At 48.5% G+C, this 22296-nt stretch carries 22 protein-coding genes; 9 read left to right on the forward strand and 13 right to left on the reverse strand.

Translation table 11 applies throughout. The features are described from left to right. A partial coding sequence (locus PHW04_16965; protein MDD2717582.1) for a carbon-nitrogen hydrolase family protein occupies positions 1-522 on the reverse strand: 522 nt, incomplete at its 3' end. A gap of 92 nt (positions 523-614) precedes the next feature. Continuing rightward, the gene (locus PHW04_16970; GenBank protein MDD2717583.1) at positions 615-1376 is read right to left on the reverse strand and encodes a cyclase family protein; all 762 of its coding nucleotides are present in this window, start codon (positions 1374-1376) and stop codon (positions 615-617) included. 153 nt (positions 1377-1529) lie between these two features. Here PHW04_16970 and PHW04_16975 point away from each other — a divergent pair, with 153 nt between their 5' ends. Beyond that, positions 1530-1988, forward strand: a complete 459-nt coding sequence (locus PHW04_16975; GenBank protein MDD2717584.1) for a protein-export chaperone SecB — start codon at positions 1530-1532, stop codon at positions 1986-1988. Here the strand turns inward: PHW04_16975 and PHW04_16980 are convergent. Together PHW04_16980 and PHW04_16985 are read right to left on the reverse strand one after the other, a co-directional pair. Beyond that, positions 1985-3172: a CaiB/BaiF CoA-transferase family protein gene (locus PHW04_16980; GenBank protein MDD2717585.1), complete on the reverse strand. Its 1188-nt coding sequence runs from the start codon at positions 3170-3172 to the stop codon at positions 1985-1987. The genes PHW04_16975 and PHW04_16980 overlap by 4 nt on opposite strands. Next, positions 3159-4427, reverse strand: a complete 1269-nt coding sequence (locus PHW04_16985; protein ID MDD2717586.1) for a DUF1116 domain-containing protein — start codon at positions 4425-4427, stop codon at positions 3159-3161. The genes PHW04_16980 and PHW04_16985 overlap by 14 nt, the downstream gene beginning before the upstream one ends. A 142-nt stretch (positions 4428-4569) precedes the next feature. Between PHW04_16985 and PHW04_16990 the strand changes: the two genes are divergently transcribed. Beyond that, the gene (locus PHW04_16990) at positions 4570-6138 is read left to right on the forward strand and encodes a tetratricopeptide repeat protein (GenBank protein ID MDD2717587.1); all 1569 of its coding nucleotides are present in this window, start codon (positions 4570-4572) and stop codon (positions 6136-6138) included. Positions 6139-6148: 10 nt separating this feature from the next. Here PHW04_16990 and PHW04_16995 read toward each other — a convergent pair whose 3' ends face one another. The 9 genes from PHW04_16995 to PHW04_17035 form a co-directional block, all read right to left on the reverse strand. Beyond that, entirely contained in the window at positions 6149-6334 is a 186-nt protein-coding gene (locus tag PHW04_16995; GenBank protein ID MDD2717588.1) for a fdrA domain protein, read from the reverse strand. Beyond that, positions 6331-7857 carry an acyl-CoA synthetase FdrA gene (fdrA, locus tag PHW04_17000; GenBank protein ID MDD2717589.1) on the reverse strand — a complete coding sequence of 509 codons (1527 nt, stop codon included), beginning with the start codon at positions 7855-7857 and terminating at the stop codon, positions 6331-6333. The genes PHW04_16995 and fdrA overlap by 4 nt, the downstream gene beginning before the upstream one ends. 71 nt (positions 7858-7928) lie before the next feature. Then, complete coding sequence (locus tag PHW04_17005) at positions 7929-8759, reverse strand: DUF2877 domain-containing protein (protein MDD2717590.1); 831 nt, start codon at positions 8757-8759, stop codon at positions 7929-7931. Continuing rightward, positions 8760-11309 (reverse strand): xanthine dehydrogenase family protein molybdopterin-binding subunit, encoded by a 2550-nt coding sequence (locus PHW04_17010; protein MDD2717591.1) that lies wholly within the window; start codon positions 11307-11309, stop codon positions 8760-8762. After that, a complete protein-coding gene (locus tag PHW04_17015) occupies positions 11306-11770 on the reverse strand; it encodes a (2Fe-2S)-binding protein (GenBank protein ID MDD2717592.1) in 465 nt (154 codons plus the stop codon). Before PHW04_17015 ends, PHW04_17010 begins: the two co-directional genes overlap by 4 nt. Next, positions 11767-12615: a xanthine dehydrogenase family protein subunit M gene (locus PHW04_17020; protein ID MDD2717593.1), complete on the reverse strand. Its 849-nt coding sequence runs from the start codon at positions 12613-12615 to the stop codon at positions 11767-11769. Before PHW04_17020 ends, PHW04_17015 begins: the two co-directional genes overlap by 4 nt. 146 nt (positions 12616-12761) lie before the next feature. Further along, positions 12762-13169 carry a hypothetical protein gene (locus PHW04_17025; GenBank protein ID MDD2717594.1) on the reverse strand — a complete coding sequence of 136 codons (408 nt, stop codon included), beginning with the start codon at positions 13167-13169 and terminating at the stop codon, positions 12762-12764. An 829-nt stretch (positions 13170-13998) separates the two neighbouring features. After that, complete coding sequence (locus PHW04_17030; GenBank protein MDD2717595.1) at positions 13999-14454, reverse strand: IS3 family transposase; 456 nt, start codon at positions 14452-14454, stop codon at positions 13999-14001. An 8-nt stretch (positions 14455-14462) separates the two neighbouring features. Next, the gene (locus PHW04_17035; GenBank protein MDD2717596.1) at positions 14463-14723 is read right to left on the reverse strand and encodes a transposase; all 261 of its coding nucleotides are present in this window, start codon (positions 14721-14723) and stop codon (positions 14463-14465) included. A 182-nt stretch (positions 14724-14905) separates the two neighbouring features. On the opposite strand from PHW04_17035, the gene PHW04_17040 reads away from it, so the two are divergent. The 7 genes from PHW04_17040 to PHW04_17070 all read left to right on the forward strand — a co-directional run. Continuing rightward, a complete protein-coding gene (locus PHW04_17040; protein MDD2717597.1) occupies positions 14906-15541 on the forward strand; it encodes a hypothetical protein in 636 nt (211 codons plus the stop codon). Positions 15542-15555: 14 nt separating this feature from the next. After that, positions 15556-16992 carry a proline--tRNA ligase gene (gene proS / locus PHW04_17045; GenBank protein MDD2717598.1) on the forward strand — a complete coding sequence of 479 codons (1437 nt, stop codon included), beginning with the start codon at positions 15556-15558 and terminating at the stop codon, positions 16990-16992. Between the two features lie 9 nt (positions 16993-17001). Beyond that, complete coding sequence (locus tag PHW04_17050) at positions 17002-17757, forward strand: metallophosphoesterase family protein (protein ID MDD2717599.1); 756 nt, start codon at positions 17002-17004, stop codon at positions 17755-17757. Continuing rightward, positions 17757-18947 (forward strand): [FeFe] hydrogenase H-cluster maturation GTPase HydF, encoded by a 1191-nt coding sequence (hydF, locus tag PHW04_17055; GenBank protein MDD2717600.1) that lies wholly within the window; start codon positions 17757-17759, stop codon positions 18945-18947. Before PHW04_17050 ends, hydF begins: the two co-directional genes overlap by 1 nt. A gap of 52 nt (positions 18948-18999) precedes the next feature. Next, the gene (locus tag PHW04_17060) at positions 19000-21345 is read left to right on the forward strand and encodes an ATP-binding protein (protein MDD2717601.1); all 2346 of its coding nucleotides are present in this window, start codon (positions 19000-19002) and stop codon (positions 21343-21345) included. A gap of 91 nt (positions 21346-21436) precedes the next feature. Further along, positions 21437-21970: a GNAT family protein gene (locus PHW04_17065; GenBank protein MDD2717602.1), complete on the forward strand. Its 534-nt coding sequence runs from the start codon at positions 21437-21439 to the stop codon at positions 21968-21970. Continuing rightward, positions 21967-22296: DHH family phosphoesterase (locus PHW04_17070; protein MDD2717603.1), on the forward strand; the 330-nt coding region annotated here is incomplete at its 3' end. The genes PHW04_17065 and PHW04_17070, both read left to right, overlap by 4 nt.

Here is a 22296-nt window from a genome sequence, read left to right on the forward strand (position 1 = left end):
CACAATGATTTCGGCCCCACGCAGGGCCAGGATCCGTGAGATTTCAGGGAAGTCGCCGTCATAACAGATAATCAGGCCCACTTTTCCGTAATGGATGTCCACAGTCACCAGCTCATTACCGGGTGTTGACCAGCCCTTGTGTTCCAGACGCTCGGTGGGGAAGAGGTGGGTTTTTCTGTATTTACCGATGATTTTGCCTGAACGATCGATATACAGTGCATCGTTGTAGATAAGATTGCCCTGCCGCTCATACATCGGCAAGACGACATCCACCTGATTTGTCCTGCAGAAATCCGCGACCCTGCCGGTAGTGGGACCAGGGATCTGCTCCACTACTTTCAGGAATTCATTCAGGGAAACACCAGGCGAAAATGTGGTAGTGATTGACTCTGGAAAAACTATCAGGTCAGGTTTGGATTCGATTACAGCCCGGCTGGCCCAGGAAAGCATCTTGTCAAGATTATCCTTGATGGCGAGGGGCTTGGCGGAGATCTGGATGCAGCAGACTCGGCATTTACGCATTAAATAATCCTCGTTGGATTCATACGGATGTTGAAAAATATTTTATAATTTATTGAACATCCGAAAAGAGTAAAATTTTCCATGTGGCACAGTTATATTTTACTTCCATCATCGAAAGCGACGACACGGGCGAAGGCGGATTCGCCACCCAGAAATTTCCAGGGGAAGATGCCGATGTTCAGACGGCGGTTCAGTACTTTGCCGATCTCTCCGCCCAGGTTTTCGGCATGAATGATGTCGTGGGGGAAGAGCACTATATGCATCAGCTGGTAATGATCCTTTGGAAATAGCTTGTCCTGGGATTTTCCGTGTTTTTTTGCACATTCTTCAGCAAGGTCCGGCCGCCACTCACGTATTTTTGTGTTCATAGGATGGTCGGCTGAGCCGCAGTCCACTCCGATCCACTTGATCTTTTTTTTCATGCACCAGTGGGCGAATTCAATGCTCGGGCCGGGATGTTTGCACATATAACGCACTTCATCTGCTTCAGGCTGGTCCCAGCCATATTTATGATAGCCGGTATTGATGATCAGAATGTCATGCGGCTTGACTTCCACCCGTTTCTCAATGTCCCTGCTGGAATAGAATCCATAGTCTTCGGCCATGTCGGACAGGTCTACGACCACACCCGGGCCGAACAGGTCGTCGAGCGGCACTGAGGCGATGTCGCGGCCATGAGTCACAAAATGCAGCGAGCCGTCCAGATGGGTGCCTACATGGTTTGAAGTAGTGATCACCTGACCGTTGGCTCCATTCGAGGTCAGGCGTTTGAAAAACTTAACCTGCAGCGGTTCGTAGGTAGGCCAGGGAGGAGTGTTGACTCCGGTGTTCTGTGTGAGATCGTAGAGCTTCATAGATACTCCTTGAAACTATTTTAAATCAGATCCGCGGTTCCACAGCGACCAGGAAATTGTGGAAATTGTATCAGAATGTGTTTCAGGGGACAAGTTTGACTGGAAAGACTTTCCGGGTTTATATTGGAATAACTTGAAGCATTTGGAGGATCAATGAATCAGAACGGGGATGCCTTGAAATTCCTGGGATATAAGGTGGACAGGCTTGAGTTTCGTACTGACGACCGGCTTTTCACAGTTCAGAAGCATGAACTGACGATGGAAATGAAGGTGAAAAACACTGAGATAGACAAGGAAAAGAAGATAAATGAAGTCCTGATGGAACTTAATGTGCGGACCTCAGATGGTGCATTCATCGGATATCTGCAGATCAGGGGTGGATTCCAGCTTCCTGCTTCGGTGGAGGGTTCGGCTGGAAGAACCATGGCAGTGGAAGCTCCAGGGATACTATATCCTTATGCCAGGGCCCTGATGAACGGTTCTCTGGCCCTTGCCGGAATCCCGTTACCCGGCTTGCCAGTAGTGGCGTTTTCCGGCCAGGAAGCACCACAGAATCTGCTGGGACAGGAAACCATTGAAGAGACGGCTAAGAAGAAGCGGACAGTGCATTAGATCACACCGGTTTCTCTTAAATTATCAATCTCGTCTTTTGTATATCCAAGCAGATCAGTCAAGACTGACTCATTGTGCTCACCCAGTTCAGGAGCAGGCAGTGTTTCCAGTTCATCCTTGAAGCTGCTCATTTTGATCGGATTGCCTGAGATGGTCAGTTCCCCCATCACAGGATCTTCCACATTCATGAACATGTTTCTGGCTTTGAGCTGAGGATTCTGCATCACCTGCTCGATCTGATTGATCCTGGTGCAGGGAATTTCGATCCTGTTGAGCATTTCTTCCCATTCAGCAGTAGTTTTCCGGATGAAAACACGGTCCAGAAGCGGGGCAAGCTCTTCATACCTGTCACAGCGGTCCTTGTTGGTTGAAAAGCGCGGATCAGATAAGAGATCGTTCAGATTCAGGCTTTGGCAGAAATGCTCCCAGAGCTTGTCGTTGCCTATGGCGACTATCACCCAGGAGTCCATGGTCTTGAAAGCCTGGAACGGAGTGATGGTTGGATGTCGGGCACCCAGGGGTCCAGGGGAAGTTCCCGTCATGCTGTAGCGCACCAGGGCATTTTCCAGAATGGCGAGCTGACAGTCCAGCATGGCTACGTCGATCTTCTGGCCTTCTCCTGTCAGAGCTCTCTGGTAGAGGGCGGCGTTGATGCCGATGGCTGTGAAAAGAGCGGCGGTGATGTCACCGATCGAGGCACCCACGCGTGTAGGAGGACCATCAGGCCAGCCTGTGATGCTCATGATTCCGCCCATGGCCTGCACGATCATGTCATAGGCAGGTTTCTTTGCCCAAGGTCCCGTATGGCCGAAACCGGAACTGGCGGCATAGATTAATCCGGGATTAAGTTTTTTCAAATCAACGTATCCCAGACCAAGTTTCTCCATGGCGCCCGGCCTGAAGTTCTCAACCAGCACATCGGCGATTTTAGCGAATCTGCGGATGATTTCCTGGCCTTCGGGTTTTTTCAGGTTGACTGCGATGGATTCCTTGCCTCTATTTATAGAGAGAAAATACCCGCTTCTGTCATTCTTGAATGGCCCGAAATGGCGGGAGTCGTCTCCGCAGCCTGGCTGTTCCACTTTAATCACCCTGGCGCCGAGATCTGAGAGCAGCATGGTGCAGTAAGGCCCTGCCAGTACCCGTGTGAGATCAAGGACTAGGATATTTTCAAGTGGCTTCATGGCAGCCCCCGCTGGATTCCAGTTCTTCCACAAAAGCCCTGAAAGCTTTCTCGAAGCATTCTTTAGGTGGATTTACGAGTCCGGCACCGACTTGTCCGATTCCAGGTTCCTTATGGGCAATTCCGGTGTTGATGGAAGGCAGGATTCCTGTTTCGATCACCTTGGCCAGATTGACGCCTGTTGGTGTGCCCCGGAAATTCAGTACAGGGATCTTGTATGTTTCATTTTCCGCATCAGTGATCTCATACATGTCGAGCGTGATGCGCTGGGCGTCCCTGGGTGTGCCTCCCACGAACTGAACGATCGCAGGAGCCGAAGCCATGGCGAATCCTCCGATGCCGGAAGTCTCCGTGATCACCGAGTCTCCGATATCAGGGTTGGCGTCTTTAGCGCTGTATCCGGGGAAATAGAGGCCGTGCACTTCCTGGGCCGGGCCTGTAAACCAGCGTTTGGGCATATGCGAGACACGGATGCCGAAATCGGTGCCGTTTCTGGCCATAGTGGTGATGATGCCGCAACCTTCTATCCCTTCGGCAGCCTGCACAGTGCATTTGGCAGAGGGCATGGTCAGGTTGAGAAAGAAATGGTCGTTCTTGTGGATGAAGGAAAGCACTTCGGCGACCATTTCGCGGCTATGTTTGGTTCTGACCATGAAGGGAGCCAGCTCGCGGATAAAGAGTGAAGTCCCGGCTTTATTGCGGTTATGGCCTTCGTCCCCCATCATGAGAGCCTGGGCGATCAGATTCTTTAGATTCAGTTCTCCTCCATACGCTGATAATGTGTCAGCGAGTACGGGGTAAAGGACGCTTTCCATCCAGCTCAGTTTTTCAAGCACTTCAGGACTGTATGCACCATAGCGCAACACTTTGCCCAGACCTTCGTTGAGCGTACAGAAGGCGGTATTGCCGTGCGTCTTATTCTGCACCATGAAAACAGGCATGCTGGGAGTGATCAGTCCTGCCATCGGGCCGACAGCATTGTGGTGATGGCAGGGCTCGAACTGGACCGCACCCTGAGAGGCTTTGCCGGCTGCTTCAGAAGGATTGGCGGCCTTCCCCTCATAAATCAGTCCGCCGATGACAGCCCCGCGTAAGGGACCAGACATGCGTTCCCAGGTAATGGGAGGTCCGGCGTGCAGGAAAAGGTCGCTATGCATGCCAGGAATAACGTCGATGGCCTTGCCAAGCCCGATCAGTGTAGGCTGGGCCTTTTGAATGATCTCTAAAGCTTTGCGGTTGGCGCTCTTGATGTTCATGATCCCTCTCAGTTTTGGTCGAAAAAGGTTCTGATTATTTTATCAGAACCGGAACCTCAGATAAATAGTCTTGGACAGGTAGACTTCTTTTAATTGAGACGGATTTCTTTTATCATGTTACAAAATATCCGCAGGAGCAAATATGCGCTGGATGCTGCTGACTTCGATTTTGTTTGCTGTTCTGGCTTCAGCCGAAGATTCCCCCGTGCTGCAGAGAAGCACAGAGCACCTGATCAAAGCTTATGAAAATGCCTCTTTCGATGACAAAATTCCCAGCCTCAAGGAATTCTGCGGCCAGACAGACGAAGCCTCTGTGAATTTCCTGGAAAAAATTGTCCAAAGCAGTGACGAAGCGGAAAAAATCACTGCCCTGCTCGTCCTGTGGAAGATTGAAAACCCGAAGGCGATTCAAGTGCTTCGCATTCAGGCTGCCGGGAAAGATCCGATCGCCAGCTCAGTCGCGCTTATAAATCTGTTGCGGATCAAGGACAGGGAAGCGCCTGAGTGGACTTTGAGGGCTTTCTCATTTTTGAAACAGCCTGAATACGACCGGCAATTGGGATCATTGAAGAAAGACTTGCGATTCATGCAGATCGGATACTGCCCTGTGCTGCAGTCATTTGCCATGAATCTTCACTGGCTGATCGAATTCGGGGCAGAAATGGGGATCACAATCCCGCTGGATCTGGCCCGGGATTATGCTGATCCTGAGATTTTCGCAAAACTTTATCCAAGAGACTGCGCTGAAAAGTCCATCGCTGAGGCTTCAAAATATCTTGCCGGCAAAACTGTGCTGCCCAGCCGGAATGCCAGAATCATGAAAGCTCTGGCTCCGATCAGGTTAACAGGTTATAAACAGATTGTACCTGAACTGATTAAATTCCTGGCTCAGAAAAGTTCGGCCGGAGTGATTGCTCTGGATTACGATTACAGGATTTGCGATGCAGTCTTTCAGATGATTGCCGAACTGCTGACTGGCCGGACTGTCGAAGTCAACTTCAAAAGCAGAACCAGGGCTGACCGCCTGATCGCAAAAATGGAGGAAGGGATCACTAAACACGGACTTGACTATCAGCCGCTGCTGTCCATCGACGACCAGATCTGTGATCTGCTGGAAGAAGGTACCAGGCTGATCGACACAGGAGATTTAGACTCAGGAATCAGGCAGCTTGACTCAGCGCTTGTGAAAGACGCGGGCCTGTCTGAAGCTTACGGTGTGCGGGGATGGGCCAGACTGCAAAACAGGAATACAGTGGAAGCAATTGCTGATTTCGATAAAGCCATTTCACTGTCACCGGAATACTCTGATGCATTTCAATGGAGAGGCATTGCAGAATTGAAAGAAGGAAAAGGGGAAGAGGCTTTCCAGGATTTCAGCACTGCCCGCAGACTGGAACCGGATAACCTTCTGCATCTTTATTACATGTCTACAGCATCTTTATTCAACAAGGAATTTGAAGAGGCTGTGGATCTTGCCACGCAGTTTATTGATAAAAATGAGATTTTCATGCCGGTTTTTCAAGTCAGGGCAGATGCATACCGCGAACTCGGTCAACTGGAAAAAGCCCTGAATGACGCGAATCAGGCACTGGCGGGAGATCCAGGGAATCCGGCGTTTTTCAAGACAAGGGCACAGATTTACGGGAAAATGGGAAAAACCGGACAGGAAAAGGCTGATCTTGAGTCGGCCAGGAAATCCGGCGGAAACTAGAATTCAGATCTCAAGGATTTTTCAACAGCAGATTCTGATAGCGTTTCAGGAGGCCGGCCATCTCGGCATTATTGAAAATAGATGGTTTCCAGTCCAGTTGAACTGTTTTCACTTTTTCTGTTCTTAAATTGTCGGAGAAGACAGACAATCCGATGTTGATCACTTGCAGCTCGCTCGAGAAAAGGTCGTTTATCATTGAATCAGCTCCCTGGCCAGGTTGACTGCTCTGGCATTGGTTTGCGCCAGAATCACACCTGCATCTTTTAATTTCTGCAACTGGGAAGAATAAACCTGGGGGTCTTCTTCAACACCGCAGACAGAGGCCACAAAAGAGACATGCTGACTCCGTTTTTCAGATACCGACCGCGCAGCTGTTATCCCTTTTACCAGTTCTCCTGCAGGGTCAGGATGGGAACCGTAACCCAGCATCACGTCAAAGAGGAAAACTCTTACCGTGGCATCCTTGGAGTCCCTTAACAGCCGTTCGGTTCTTGCTGCAGGATCGATCATCGGATGAGGCTTCCCACGGGTGAATTCGTCTTCTCCAAGATCGAGGATTGTGTTTTCACGGCTGGTTGAGCTGTCAGGAAGCCTGAATTCCTCGGTTTTCGGTATATTGGACCAGATCGTAAGATCGCTCAGAAGTATGATCGCCTCCTTGCAGAGAGTGCCGCCAGTGTATAAACCCCTTAAATACTTCTGTTCAGGCCTGAATTTCAGGAGTTCAGTTTTAATGGCTGATGAAAGAAGGGCTGGACCATGCAGATCCTGGATCTCGGGTTTGATTTTTTTACAGGCGGAAACTGCGGCCAGTTCAAGCGTAGCAGCTGGAATTCCACCGGATTTTATTATCGGTCCCGGGTCAGCTCCCAGAAAGTTCACTACAACAGGCTTGCTGCATTTTTTTACTGCTGAAAGGATTTTCTTTGCTACAGAAGGGTGGGGGGGCTTGGAAATCAAGATTATCAGCTTTGTTTCAGGGTCGCGATCCAGAGCGTCCAGACCCATCAACATGGTGATGCCGCCGATTTCCTGCGAGAGGTCGCGGCCGCCGGTACCGATCGCCTGAGAAACACCGCATCCCAGCTTGTGGATGCAGACCGAGACTTCCTGGATGCCTGTGCCGGATGCTCCGACAAGGCCGATCGTACCCCGGCGGACCTTGTTGGCAAAAGCCAGTGGTTTTCCATTGATGATGGCTGTGCCGCAGTCAGGTCCCATTACCAGAAGATTCCGTTCTCTGGCAAAATCCTTGAGCGATTTTTCGTCTGAAGCGGAAACATTATCGGAAAAGATCATGGTATGCAGACCAAGCTCCAGGCATTTTCTGGCTTCTCCTGCGGCATATTCCCCTGGAAGCGAGATCAGCGCCAGATTGGCAAGCGGCATTTCCTGCAGCGCGGTTTTAATTGAGCGAGGCTGCAGGTCTTCAGAATCATGGCTGCGTTTGACATTGAATTGTTCTGAAATCACAGCCTGTATCTCATCTGCTGAAATGGAGTTGTCCGATTTGCAGGCGATCACCAGGTCGTTCGGACCGGCTGTGGTAAGTTCCTGGCTCTCAAAACCGCTTTTTTTCAGGATCTCGAGATTGTGATCAGTTCCCATCTGAACTGAGGCAGAGGAGACGCCTGGAATTTCGCTGAGTCTGCGCGAGAGCAGCATCAGGGTGACAGAGTCGAAATAGGAATTCCTGCGGATCTGGATGAATGCTTTCATAAATATCCCGAAATATTTTTAAACATTATACTAGGAAAAAGACAAATGATAAATGATCTTCTGCTGATCTGTTATCGAGTCAGATCGAGCATGAACCAGACTCCGAACAGAAAGTCAGAGCCTGAAGTGTGCCCGAATTCGATTGAATCCAGTGTGGACTGATTAAGCACAGATGAGAGTTCGTTCAGAATGCGCAGCTGCCAGGGGGAGCAGTAGCCGAAAAGAGAAGAAACAATATAGTACCAAGAGATTCTGTTGGTTCTCTTCCAGGTTTCCCGGATGATTCTGAGTGCTGGCAGGCTGGTGCATTCCAGCGCATGGATTGTGAAGAGAACGCCGCAGATGAAATCGTCTGTGGCAGGAGTCAATCCTGGTCCGCATCCGGACAGGGAAACTAAAGTTTTGAAGAACTCGTTCCAGTGCCTTCTTCTGAATGCAGAAGCAAGCTGATCAAGCTGGGGATGGATGATTTTCTTGAATTCAGTTACTTCAGACTGAAAAAAAGAAGACATTCCATATTCAGAATGTGTTTTAAGCCAGTGTTCGATAGTGCTGAGATTTGTCGGGACAATATTATGAATTTTAATCCGGGATATTTTTTTTTGTATCACCAGTTCCGGTTGGAATTCAAATAGCTTCTGCTTGTATGAGAAGAAGCCTCCTGAAACCCGGAAATTGTCATTCTGCATAAAAAACTGGGGAATCTCATTTCCAGTGACTGCGGTAACCGGATTAGGTTCTGCGCTCGAATCCGAGAGCAGTGTGAAAAGGCTGCGGCCGTTGAGATTAATGTAAACGGCATGACTGCTGCGGGTAATCACCCTGCAATCATATCTGCGGTCTGAAAACAACATCAGGTGGAGATGATTCTCCACCTTCAATCTAGGGATTTCAGTTGTCATTTATCTTTTTTTCCGTTCACCATGTGACTGTTCCAAAGTATTCCGCTTTTTCAGGTTTTTGTTGCGTTCCACAATTTTTTTAATGTCTTCAATCCGATTACTTTTACTGATGGTTTCAATGCTATCGTTGTTTTTAACTCTTTCCACATTTTTTTGGCTGCCCGGATTGATGCTTTTTTTCCTGCTCTCGATTACGATCTTCTTCTTTTCTTCCTTTTCTTCCTTCACTTCCTTTGCTTTCTGCAGCTTCAGAAGACCGTCCAGGACTTTCTCGGCAGTGATCGGGAGTTCCTGGATTCTTAAGCCGGTCGCCTTATAGAGAGCATTGGCGATCGCTGCAGGAGTAGGGATCATGGTATGTTCGCCGATTCCCCTGGCGCCATAAGCTCCGTCTTTTTGTGCAGTCTCCACGAAACTGGCTTGAAACTCAGCTGGAATGTCCATGATAGTAGGAACCTTGTAATCGACCAGTGACTGGTTCCTGACCCGTCCGGTTGTCTCATCAAGTACAAGTTGCTCCATCAGGCCTGCACCTGAACCCTGAACAATGCCTCCGTAAACTTGTCCCATCAGGCCGGAAGGGTTGATGGCGCAGCCTACATCATATGTGCAGGCAACTTTGTGCAGAGTCAGTTCCCCTGTGTCGGGATTCACTTCCAGATCGACGGCCTGACAGCCGAATGTCCAGTTTGCCACAGGTTTCGGTGAGTATCCGGTTTCAGGGTCACAATTGATGCAGTCGGAAGTGGTGAAATGGCCCCGCCCGACGATTGCCCCGCCTATGGTGTGACCATCCGGGAACTGATAGCCCATGCAAATCTGATCAATAGGCACCCTGATTTTCTTGCAGATGAAAACACCGTCCTTGTAGTCGATGTCTTTGACAGGCAGACCGAAGACCTGAGAGGCGATCCCTTTCATCTGGCTGATCGCATCTCCGCAGGCATGGCAAACGGCATTGCCGCACGAATAAGTCAGGCGGCTCGCTACTGTCTGCCATTCGTAAGGGGAATAATCTGTATCAGGCAGACCGACTACATGCACGTGGTCAAGTGGAATCTGCAGAGTTTCGGCTGCGATCATCGCCATGGCGGTCATTACTCCCTGGCCGATCTCCATGCCGGAAAAGAGCAGTTCCACTTCCCCTGATTCGTTGAATTTCACAATCGAGGCTGAACTCGCATTGTTGGGCATGGCAGGAGCTTTCTGGGCTAACGCCAGGCCTACAGCTCTGTATGGTCCTCTTTTTTTATTGTAATCGATGTTCTTCATCACTTCCGCGATGCAGTGCTCCATGTTGCCGGTATTTTCTGTGATCAGCTCGCCGGTGGCTGTATGAGAACCTTTCTTCAGAATATTCTTCAGGCGGAATTCAACCGGATCAATTCCGAGTTGCTGTGCCATCATATCCATGTGCTGTTCGATTCCCCAGTGGATTTCCGACATGCCGAAACCTCGAAAGGCTGAGCCGACAGGGCGGTTCGTATACACACCGATGGAATCACCCTTCAGATTTTCGATATCATATGCTCCGCAGACTGAATAGCCGGCGGCGCGTACAATGTTGACACCATATCCGGCGTAAGCGCCGCAGTCCCAGATGTATTCGTTTTCCTGGGCGATGATCCGACCCTCCTTGGTGACTCCGGATTTGATGCGGATCTGGCAGGCCTGACGCACAACAATACAGCACATCTCTTCTTCGCGGGTGAGAATCAGTTTGACCGGTTTTCCTGGAGTTTTCATGGAAAGCGCTACAGTGATGGGCTCGATATTGATGCCTGCTTTGCAGCCGAAGCCTCCGCCGATGTATGGGGCGATCACCCTGAAGTCAGTCAGTTTTTTGCTGAAGCAGTGAGAAAGGAGGTATCGAACCGTAAACGGCGACTGACAGGATGACCAGACTGTAGTTTTGCCGCTGCGCTCCGTGACTGCAACAGCGCCGTGGGTTTCCAGTGGAACATGCTGAATCTGCGGGACATTGAAGTAATTCTCAAAGACATGGGAAGCCTTCTTAAAAGCTTTTTCTGGTTCACCTTTCCTGATCTTGAAATGGTTCGCGATATTGGTGTGAGGAGTGGGATTGATTGCACTCACGTGCTTGTATTTATGGAGGTTCGGGTGGATCAGTGTCGCACCTTTTATCATTCCTGTCCCAGGATCGTAATTAGCTTTCAGGGGCTTGTATTTAACCTTAATCAGTTTGAGCGCTTCTTCTGCTATCTCAGGGCTTACAGCGGATACAGCGGCCACCGGTTCGCCCACATAGCGCACTCGTTCCATGGCGAACATATACTGATCCACATGATAGATGCCTGTATTGAAAGGAAAATCCCTGCCGCAGATGGCAGCTTTGACTCCGGGAAGCTTTTTTGCCGCTGAAAGGTCGACAGAAATGAGATCTGCATGAGGATGCGGGCTGCGGAGAATTCTGGCGTGGAGCATTCCTGGAAACTGTATGTCATCCACGTATTTGGCGCTGCCTGTGACTTTGTCCAGGGCATCCACACGTGAAACTTTTTTCCCTATTATTTTATGGTCTTTTTTCATTTTCTGCCCCCCCGAGCTGCATCTTTCACGGCATCAATGATCGGTTTGTAACCGGTGCAGCGGCAAATGTTACCTGCCATGGCCCGCCTGATCTCGAGTTCACTCGGGCTCTGATTGACCATCAACAGGGCTTTTGCTGCCATCAGCATTCCTGGAGTGCAGAAACCGCACTGAATTGCGTTGTGCTCCATGAATTTATTTTGCAGTATGTCCAGTTCGCCGTTTTTCACAAGGCCTTCCACTGTAGTTACTTCGGCCCCGTCGATCTCCGCTGCAAGAGTCAGGCAGGAATGCACGGCTTTTCCATTGAGAATAACGGTGCAGGCTCCACATTCGCCCTCACCGCAGCCTTCTTTTGTGCCAGTGAGGTTCAGGTCCTCGCGGATGAAGCGCAGCAGAGTCTTGGAAGGATTGACATCTCTGGTTTCGTTATCCCCGTTTATTTTGAAAGAAATCTTCATTTTTTCACCTCCGACAATCCTGCGAGTGCTTTACGGAAAAGGACCCGCGCGATCCGGTCTCTGTGAACTGCAGAACCTCTGAGATCTGAAATAGGTTTCAAAGGCAGAAGATGGGAAGCCTGATCAATCGTTTCGCTGGTAATGGCATTATGGTTGAGATAATCCTCAGCTTTTCTGGCTCGCTGGGTGATCGGAGCACAGGCTCCGACTGCAACCCGGATTTCCTTCTTTTTGGATCTGGTGAAGATTCCAGCAGCAAGGCAGACTGTAGAAAGGTCAAGAGCCTTGCGCCTGGAGTTTTTCAAAAAAACCGTTCGTTTTTCACCCGGATAGGGAAGGCTGATGCTGGCCAGGACTTCATTTTTTGCCAGGATGGTTTTCCCAACTCCGGTTGTAAATTCGTGGATTGAGACTGTCCGCTTTCCCTTGGGAGTTACAAGATTAACTTTAGCATCAAAAATCAGGAGCGGGGGAACAGTATCGGCAGCAGGGGATGCATTGCATAGATTGCCTGCGAGCGTTCCGCGGTTTCTGATCTGGGTGGAACCGACATTTAAACAGGCTTCACAAAGGGATGGATAATGTTCCTGCAGCAGCTTGGATTCGGCGACTTCCGAAAGGGTGACAGCAGAACCGATCGTGATGCTGACTTTATCCTTTTTAATTCCCTGGAATTCCCTGACTCCTTTCAGATCGATGATCAGGTCAGGGCTGATTGTCTGATGGCGGATTTTGACCAGCAGGTCTGTGCCGCCTGCGTATAAGTACGCGTTTTTATGATTTTTGTTTAGTATCCCGTTTAGCTCAGAGAGAGTCTGCGGACGAAGATAGTCGAAATTACCCAATTTCAATACCCCCGATCTTCAATTTTTTCTAATTTTATCCGATTCCGGTTGAAATTGCAAGAAAAAAGGTGTTTTATGCCGCTCTCCTGCCGCAATTTACCGCACAGAAGCCGGTGCAAAATTCCGGAATCGCAGACTTTTTTTGTTTATTTGTCTTTTGACATCAGGATGGTGTCTGTGACATATCCGACTTTGTCGCGGATAAGATTATAGGTCTGTTGCACATTGGCTTGGGACCCGAGCTTTTCTGCCTGGCTGAATGTTTCCGAGATGTCGAGGAGGCGCGCGAGCAATTCTTTCTTTTTCGTAACGCTGAGCGCGTTTGGATATTTAATTTCCATCATTTTCAGATATGAAAAGAAATCGCCCAGGAAGTTGTCCTTCTCCTGTTCGACTGACGGATCCACGGGTTTCAACGCTAAAACAGCTTCGTCCAGAGCAAAGCCTTTTGCAATCAATGGATCCAGGGTATCGATGACAGCCTTGTTGAGTTTGGCGTTTGCGAACACCAAGCTAGCTGAGAGTATCAGGGTAAGCAACAAAAGATTTTTCATTTCACTCCTTCTTATGATGTAATTTTAGGACAGGTTATGTAATAAATCAAGTGAAAAAATCATGTTTATTTTTTTCATTTGAAGAATAAATTAAATCGGTATTAACAAAGTATCACCTTTTCGTGGGTAAGATCAGGTTCTGACTATACATGAACAGGAGATATGAAAAACACAAAATTATCAGTGTGCAATGAGCTTTCCAGAGATAAGAGCTTGCTTGATAAGTCCTTTTTGCAGATTCAGTATCCATATTCTCTTTCTTAATCAATCCGTGGACAGTACAAAAAATTTCATTGCTCTTCAAGTTTTTCGGGTCTATGTAATATCTGCCACCTTTAGGGCAGTGTATTCCATCATAGGGGCCTAATTGCATGTCTAAAGCAAACCTATTGGTATCAATTATCCCATCTCCATTCCAAGGTGGAATTACGTAAAAAGAATCATCATGCAAGTAAAAACTTTCTCTTAATGTTAAAGCTTGCCAATAGCATTCCATGTCTTGGACTGTTCCATAAGAGTAATCACGGTAGAAAAGTGTGATAGGCCAAGATAAAAAAATGAAAAAACTTAATAAGGGTATGATTGATCTTCCCCACAAAATGTTGACAACCTCCGTTTACGCTGCATTTTCCAACAACTTCATTCTGTATGCCTGTTCGAATTCACAAGGCGTTTTGTAGCCAAGGCTTGAATGCAGTCTTTCCCTATTATAGAAGATTTCGATGTATTCGAACATCCTCAGCCTACATTCCTCTTTTGTCCGGTAACTTCTCCCGCTCACTTCCTCGGTTTTCAAGGTGTGGAAGAATGACTCTGCCGGTGCATTGTCTCAGCAGTCACCCTTTCGACTCATGCTCTGGACAAAGCCCAATTTTTTCAGAACTTCCCTGAATTCCTGACTGGCATACTGAATCCCTCGATCCGAATGGAAAATCACACCTGGAGCAAGATTGCGATTTCTGCAGGCCAAACGGAGCACTTTGACCGCGATGCTGGCGGTCATGCGCTCTTCCAGAGCCCATCCAATGATTCTCCTGTTGAACAGATCCAGAACAATGCAGAGATACATCCAGCCTTCTTCAGTTCTGAGGTAAGTGATGTCTGAAACAAGGACTTCTCCGGGTTTTTCAACTGTGAAAGCGCGTTCCAGCAGGTTTGGAGAAATCGGATAATCGTGAGAGGAGTCTGTTGTAGCCTTGAATTTCTTCCTGGCTTTGGCTCGAAGTCCGTTTTCTCTCATTAGCCTAGCTACAAGGCCCTTACTGCATTCGACTCCTTTTTTCAGAAGCTCGATCAGAATCCTGGGACTTCCGTATCTGCGATGTTTTTTACGAAGGTTGTCTTTACTTCCATCTCAGTCAGCCCTTCTTCGCCCATCAGGCCACGCTCTCCCTTTTTCCTGATCACTTCGCACCAGTTGGTCAATGTCCTAGGATTTACTCCAAGTTCTTCTGCAGCCTTCTTCACAGACTTACCGCAGCTTTTTAGATACTTGACCGCCTGGATTCTGAATTCTGGATCGTAGGATCGTTTCTCGCGTTTTTCTTTTTCCATCTTGCCCTCCATTTTCTATTTAGCATTAACAGAGTGTCAATTTTTTGTGGGCAAGATCAGTAAAAATGTTGTTACAAATGAAAGCATAGTTTTATCAGTTTGATATAAAATTTTTCAGTTCCTTTGACACTGCAGTTGAAAATCAGTAAAATTACCAGTAAAAAAAAACCAGGAGCTGCAAGGTGTTTTTTGAAATCGACCAACTGATCAATTCCTTTGACCTGGGCGACCCGGAGCGCAACAAGGGCATCGTCAAGAAGCTTCAGAAGCATGGCGAATCGATCACCCCTTATCTTTACGAGAAGGCAATCAAGGCAGAAGACCGTTTTCTGACGATCCAGCTGCTGCAGGCGATCAATGTCTGCACTGACTACATTCTCAAGCTCAAGATGCTCAAGGCTGCCGAACGGGAAACCGACGATTTCATACTGGCTACTTACCTGAGTCTTTTCAGAAGACTGAAACTCGGCGACGCGCTGCCCCTGGTCCGCAAGTGCATGCAGACTTCCGACGACGCCCGCGTGAAGTCCAATGCTTTTGAATTCCTGGCTGAATTCGGCGAGGAAGAGGACCTGAAATACCTGCGCAAGTTTCAGGATTACCCGCACAACCGGGTTGTTGTCAATGCTCTGCTGGCCATCGCCCTGATCGGGGAACGGATCCGCGACGGAGCGGTCCAAAAATTGAAATTCCTGCAAAACTGCGATGACAAGTCACTTTCTAATTCAGCCCAGTACGCAATGCAAAGGTTGAATGCCACTGCAGACATGAAATATTTCGGCCTTAATCTTTCGGAAATCCTCATCCACAATTATTAATTCGGAGAACAAACATGAATCTGACTAAGGGAATCACCAAGCAATCCGAAGATTTTTCCCGCTGGTATACTGATGTGATTCAGAAAGCCGAGCTGGCTGACTATGCGCCTGTGAAAGGCTGCATGGTGATCAGACCAAACGGCTACGGAATCTGGGAGCGCATCCAGCAGATCCTGGACGGGCTGATCAAGGAGACAGGGTGCAGAAACGCCTATTTTCCGATCTTCATCCCGGAAAGCTTCATCAAAAAAGAAAAGGATCATCTGGAAGGTTTTTCTCCTGAATGTGCGGTTGTCACTTACGCAGGGGGAGAGGAGCTGACCGAGAAACTGATCGTAAGACCCACTTCAGAGACAATCATGTATTACATGTTTGCCAAATGGGTAAATTCTTACCGGGACCTGCCTCTGCTCATCAATCAGTGGGCAAATGTCGTACGCTGGGAGATGCGTACCAGACTTTTCCTGCGCACCAGCGAATTTCTCTGGCAGGAAGGGCACACAGCGCACGCCACATATGAGGAAGCTGAGGCCCGTACATTGCAGATGATCAAGGTTTATTCCGATTTCGCTGAAAAATATCTGGCGATCCCGGTGATCCCAGGCAGGAAGAGCGACAGAGAAAAGTTCGCAGGTGCGGATAAGACCTATACGATTGAAATTCTTACCAAAGAAATGAAATGCCTTCAGGGCGGGACATCCCACAATCTGGGCCAGAATTTTTCCAAGGCTTTCGGCATCAATTTTCTGGATCAGGCCGGGAAAACCCAGCAGGCCTGGCAAACGAGCTGGGGCGTATCCACCAGACTGATCGGTGCAGTAATCATGACACACGGCGACGACAAAGGTCTGATTCTGCCGCCTGAAATCGCCCCGATCCAGGTGATCATAGTTCCGATCTGGAAAAGTGATGAACAGAAAGCTTTAGTCAGCTCCAGAGTTTCCGAACTCTGCCGGCTCCTGAATTCTCATGGCATCAGAACAGAAGCTGATCTTCGCGACAATGTCACTCCAGGATACAAATTCAACGACTGGGAAATGAAAGGTGTACCTATCCGCCTGGAACTGGGTCCAAGAGATCTGGAATCAGGCTCGGCTATGCTCTGCCGGAGGGATGAAGGAAAAAAAGAGGCAGTCAAACTGGAAGGAATTCAGGTGGTCCTGAAGGAATTACTCGGCAGGATTCAGAAAGAACTGCTCGAAAAAGCCAGGAAATTCGTTTCGGAAAACATCCACGAAGTGGACGGATGGGACCGCACTGTCGAGGTGCTGGAACGGGGAGGCATTGCATCTGCTCACTGGTGCCAGTCTGCGGAGTGCGAAGAGAAGATCAAGGAAACGACAAAGGCCACACTTCGCTGCATCCCGCTTTCCGCAGTTGAAGAAACCGGAAAATGCGCCGTGTGCGGGGCTGAAAGCCGTAGACGGGTCTACTTTTCCAAAGCATATTGATATTTTAGGATGAAATACCTGGTTTGTTCCGATTTGCACGCCAATCTGGAAGCCCTGCAGAGCTTTGAGCTTTATATGGGCAGCCTTAAAATTCCGAGAGTCCTGATCCTTGGTGATTTCATTGGTTACAACGCCAATCCTGAGGAAGTGATCGGGATCGTCAGAACCTGGGAATTTGAAGGCCGTCTGCTGGGGAAAATCAGCGGCAACCATGACCTGGCCCTGACCGATGAATCGCTGCTTGCTCGCTTCAACAGCAATGCCAAGGCTGCAGTGCTCTGGTCCAATCAGAAACTGGGAGAGAATTCCAAGAAGTGGCTTTCTGAGCTTCCAGTCAACGGAACCTTGAATCAGAAAGTCGCTTTCTGCCATGGCAGTTTCCGGGATCCCAACGAATACATATTCAACGAGGAAGTGGCAATTTCAAACTACTGGTCCATGCCTGCGGAAGTGGACATCCTGTTTTTCGGGCACACACATATCCCGGTGATCTATGAATTCGACCAGGAAAACGTACTTTATACTTATTACATGAACGAAGAAGAACGTTTCTTTTTAAAGCCTGGCCGAAAGTACATGATCAATCCCGGCAGCATCGGCCAGCCCCGTAACGGCGATAACCGCCTCTCCTTCATCTCATTTGACGAGGATGAAAAACTGGTGACTTTCCACAAGCAGGAATATTGCATCTGGGTAACTCAGCAGAAGATCATCGCAGCCGGCCTGCCTAACTTGCTGGCCAGGAGACTGGAAGAGGGTTTCTGATGGCTTCTCCTAGAGGAGAAAGGCTTTCCATAGTTCTCGCCGGCAGGCGTAATGTCGGGAAATCGTCTCTGATCAATGCTTTGGCAGGGCAGAGCGTTGCCATAGTGTCGGAAATTCCAGGCACCACCACGGATCCTGTGCGAAAATCCTACGAACTTCTGCCTTTAGGTCCGGTAACTTTCATCGATACTGCTGGAATCGACGATCAGGGAGAGATCGGCAGTTTGAGAGTTGCGAGGACGGAAAAAACATTGAAAAACGCGGACCTGGTGCTGATCGTAGCTGAGGCTGACCGCTGGGAGGAAGAAGAAGAACTCCGCCGGAAGTTGAAGCAGGAAGGCATTTCCTACCTGATCGTGATGAATAAAAGCGATCTGGGTGTTCCGAGCATGGAGACAGCGGAAAAAATCGGGGAGAAATTCGTATCAGTATCATCAGTATCCGACACCGGCATTGATGAATTGAAGCTGAAAATCATAGAAACTGCAGGCAGGGTCAGAGAAAAAAGCATACTCAGAGACCTGGTCGAGGCAGGTGAGACTGTCGTACTGGTGGTTCCCATCGATCTTTCTGCACCGCGTGGCAGGTTGATTCTGCCTCAGGTTCAGGTAATCCGCGATATTCTTGATAATGATGCCATAGTTATCGTAACCAAGGAACGCGATCTGCATAAATGTTTGTCCGGTCTCAACAGTAAACCTTCACTTGTGGTGACCGATTCTCAGGCTGTGCTGAAAGTTGTAAAAGAACTGCCTGCGGATGTCAGACTGACGACTTTTTCGATCCTTTTTGCACGTTACAAGGGCGAATTGGGACCCCTGATCAGAGGAGCGCGGATAATTGACGAACTGAAGGACGGTGACAGGGTGATGATTGCTGAAGCATGCAGCCATCATGTGCAGGAGGATGACATAGGACGTGTGAAAATACCACGCTGGCTCACTGAGTATTCCGGTGTCAGTCTTAAGTTCGAAACAGTTTCAGGATTGGAATTCCCTCCCGACATCTCGGGATTCAAACTGATCATTCACTGCGGAGGCTGCATGATCACGGAACATGAAATGAAGAACAGAATCAAGACAGCACAGGAAGCTCATGTAGCCATCACGAATTACGGCATCTGCATCAGCAAAGTACAGGGGGTTCTGGAGAGAACGGCAGGGATTTTTAGTGAATTTCAGCTCTCTTGACCTCTTAATGTATATAGTTCATAATATGTAAAAAATGTAAATCTGAAAAATTATGTCCGACCAACTCAATACTCTGATCTCTGAAAACCGCAACCTTTTAAACAGGGTTCGTGAGCTGGAGCTCATGCTCGCCAAGCAGGAACCGGAAGCTCCCACTTTGCTGGTACCGGAGCAGTTCAAGGGAGTGTTTGATCATGCCCAAAAGATCGTGGCTGAATATTTCCAGCAGCTCCACCTGAGTCCTACCAAGGGCACGATCAGGATCGCGGACGAGCGGTATGTGCTGATCCGCGCTTCCGCATTATCCATCAATTTTTTAAACATTATCCGGCTGTTATATTCAGACAAAGGTGAAGAGGAAGCCCTTGCCATCGGCAATAATCTGCTCTTTGATTTCTCGCACATGATCGGCATGGCGGATGCGAGGGATTTCCATGCAAAAATGCATCTGACTGATCCGATCAGCAAGCTGTCAGTAGGTCCATTCCATTTTGCACACACCGGTTGGGCTCTGGTGAACATTCTGCCTGAGAGCAGGCCGAGCCCTGATAAGGAATATTTTCTTATCTACGAACATCCTTATTCATTCGAAGCTGAATCATGGCTGGAAAGCGGTGTGAAATCGGATCACCCTGTCTGCATCATGAACTGCGGCTATTCTTCCGGCTGGTGTGAAGAAAGTTTCGGAATTCCTCTGACTGCAGTGGAGATTTCCTGCCGTGCCACAGGCAGCTCTGCCTGCCGGTTTGTGATGGCGCATCCTGAAAAAATCAAAGAACATCTTCAGAAATATCTGGCCAATGCCCCGGAATACCTTGAGAAAACGGGGAAATACAGCATCCCGACTTTTTTTGAACGCAAACTGATTGAGGAACGTCTCTCTGACAGTGAAAAAAAATTCAGGGATATCGCCCACAGTTCCGCGGAATTGATCTGGGAAATTGACGATAAGCTGAGGATCTGTTTTGCAGCCGGTAAGTTCAGAGAAATTCTAGGATACGAACCTGCAGAAATGTACGGAAGATTTCCTTCAGACTTCATGTCTGAACATGAAAGCCAAAAAATGTCAAAGGAATACGCAAGGTTGTCCCGAAAAATGGATGCGATAGTCAACCTGGAATTCAATGCCACCGCCCGGAACGGGAAAACACTCAACCTGGTTGTCAACGGAATTCCGATAATTGACAGGCTCGGCCGTCTGACCGGATACAGGGGTGTATGCCGCGATCTCACTGCACAGAGAAAGCTTGAGGAACAGTTCCAGCAGGCTCAGAAAATGGAGATTGTTGGTCAGCTGGCAGGTGGTATCGCTCATGATTTCAACAACCTGCTCACACCTGTTCTCGGATATGCCCAGTTAATTCGCAAGTCAATTCTTCCCACCCATCCATTTCATGAGAAGATTGAAGGAATCATCAATTCAACCCAGAAAGCGAGGGATTTGACAAGGCAGCTCCTTACTTTCAGCCATAAAGGGATCGCAAATCTGAAAGCCATGAATCTGAACGGGATTATTTTGAATTTCAAGGAAATCCTCACGCGCTCACTGACTGAAAAAATCGTACTGGAATTTGAACTCTGCGAAAATCTTTCCAGCGCAAGAATCGACCAGGGTCAAATGGAACAGGTGCTCCTGAACCTGGTGATCAACGGCAGAGACGCCATGAATGAAGGCGGGAAACTCGTCATCTCTACTGCCAACGTACGAATCCGCGCTACTGATCCGGAGTCACAATCAGGTCTGCCTGAAGGCGATTACGTCAAACTGTCTGTGTCTGACACAGGGTGTGGAATGGACAGTTCGATCCGCCAGCATATTTTCGAACCTTTCTTCACTACCAAAGACATTGGTAAAGGGACAGGCCTGGGGCTGGCAATTGTTTACGGTATAATCAGACTGCATGGCGGTGATATTTACGTGGACAGTGTGCCTGACTCAGGCACAACATTCAGACTTTATCTGCCGGCATCAGGAGAAAAGGAGCCGCTTCCCTCAACTGATGTCAAAACTGAAACCCCTTCACGCGGTAATGAGAACATTCTGCTGGTGGATGACGACGAAAATGTGCTCAAGTTCACTAAAAGCCTGCTGGAAGAGTCTGGATATAGAGTTTTCGCAGCAGTAAATCCTTCTGAAGCCATGCGGATCTTTACTGAAAACCAGGGAATAGAACTTCTGGTCACAGACATGATCATGCCACAGATGAACGGTTCGGAATTATTCCGGAAATTTTCTGCCAGGTGCCCTGATCTGAAAGTTCTGTACATGTCTGGATTTCTCAGCAATTCGATCATCGGGAACGACGACCTGATCCCTGAAGTCAATTTCATCCTGAAACCGTTCCAGAACGATCAGATCATGACGATGGTGAGACAGATACTGGATCAAAGAAGCTGATAAGTTTGTATGTTTGTAAGTTTGTAAGTTAAGATAGAAACCGTTGAATTTGAACCCTGATAAATCAGACATTGATTATTTGAGGTGTGGCATGCTGCAAGGAAAAGAAGTTTATCTCAGGCCACTTGAACCGGACAGGGATCTGGAAAAATGTTTTTACTGGATCTATGACCCTGAAGTTGCCCAGTTTGTGCTCTTCCACCCACCATACTCCAGACTTTATGAAAAAGAGTGGCTGGAAAAAGCTTCCAGACATGGTGAAAAAGGTACCTACACATTCGCGATCGTGATCAAGTCCAATGACGTGCACATCGGCAACTGCGGTTTACATGGCGTCAACCCGATCAGCCGCAACGCCGAACTCGGGATCATGATCGGGGACAGACATTACTGGGGAAAAGGTTTCGGCACTGATGCGATGAAAATCCTCTGTCAGTGGGGATTTGAAGGACTCAATCTTCATAAAATATTCCTGAAGGTCTACGATTTCAACAAACGCGGTATCCGCTGCTATGAAAAAACCGGCTTTAAACAGGAAGGGGTTCTGCGGCAGCAGTGCTTCCTGAGGGGAGCTTACCATGATGAGGTAGTCATGGGATTGATCCGGGACGAATTCCAGCTTTGAAGACCCTGATCGCTTCCCATCCTCACGCAGATTTCGATGCCCTGGCATCGATGGTGGCTGCATCCAAACTTTTCCCGGATTCTGAACTCTACCTGCCGAATACTGCGAGCATCAAGGTGAGGCAGTTTCTGAACCTGCATCTCAAGCATTACAACTGGTATGCTCCGGACAGTAAAAATCCAAGAAAATTCGAGCGCCTGATCATGGTAGATACCAGGCGGCTGGAAGGGATTCAGTTTTTTCTATCGGATAATGCTGAAATCCTGGTTTTGGATCATCATCTGGAGAATGGACTGGGAGGTCTGGAAAAGGATGGTTTCAGATTC

The organism is Candidatus Wallbacteria bacterium, assembly GCA_028687545.1.
In the GTDB taxonomy this organism is placed as follows: Bacteria; Muiribacteriota; JAQTZZ01; order JAQTZZ01; family JAQTZZ01; genus JAQTZZ01.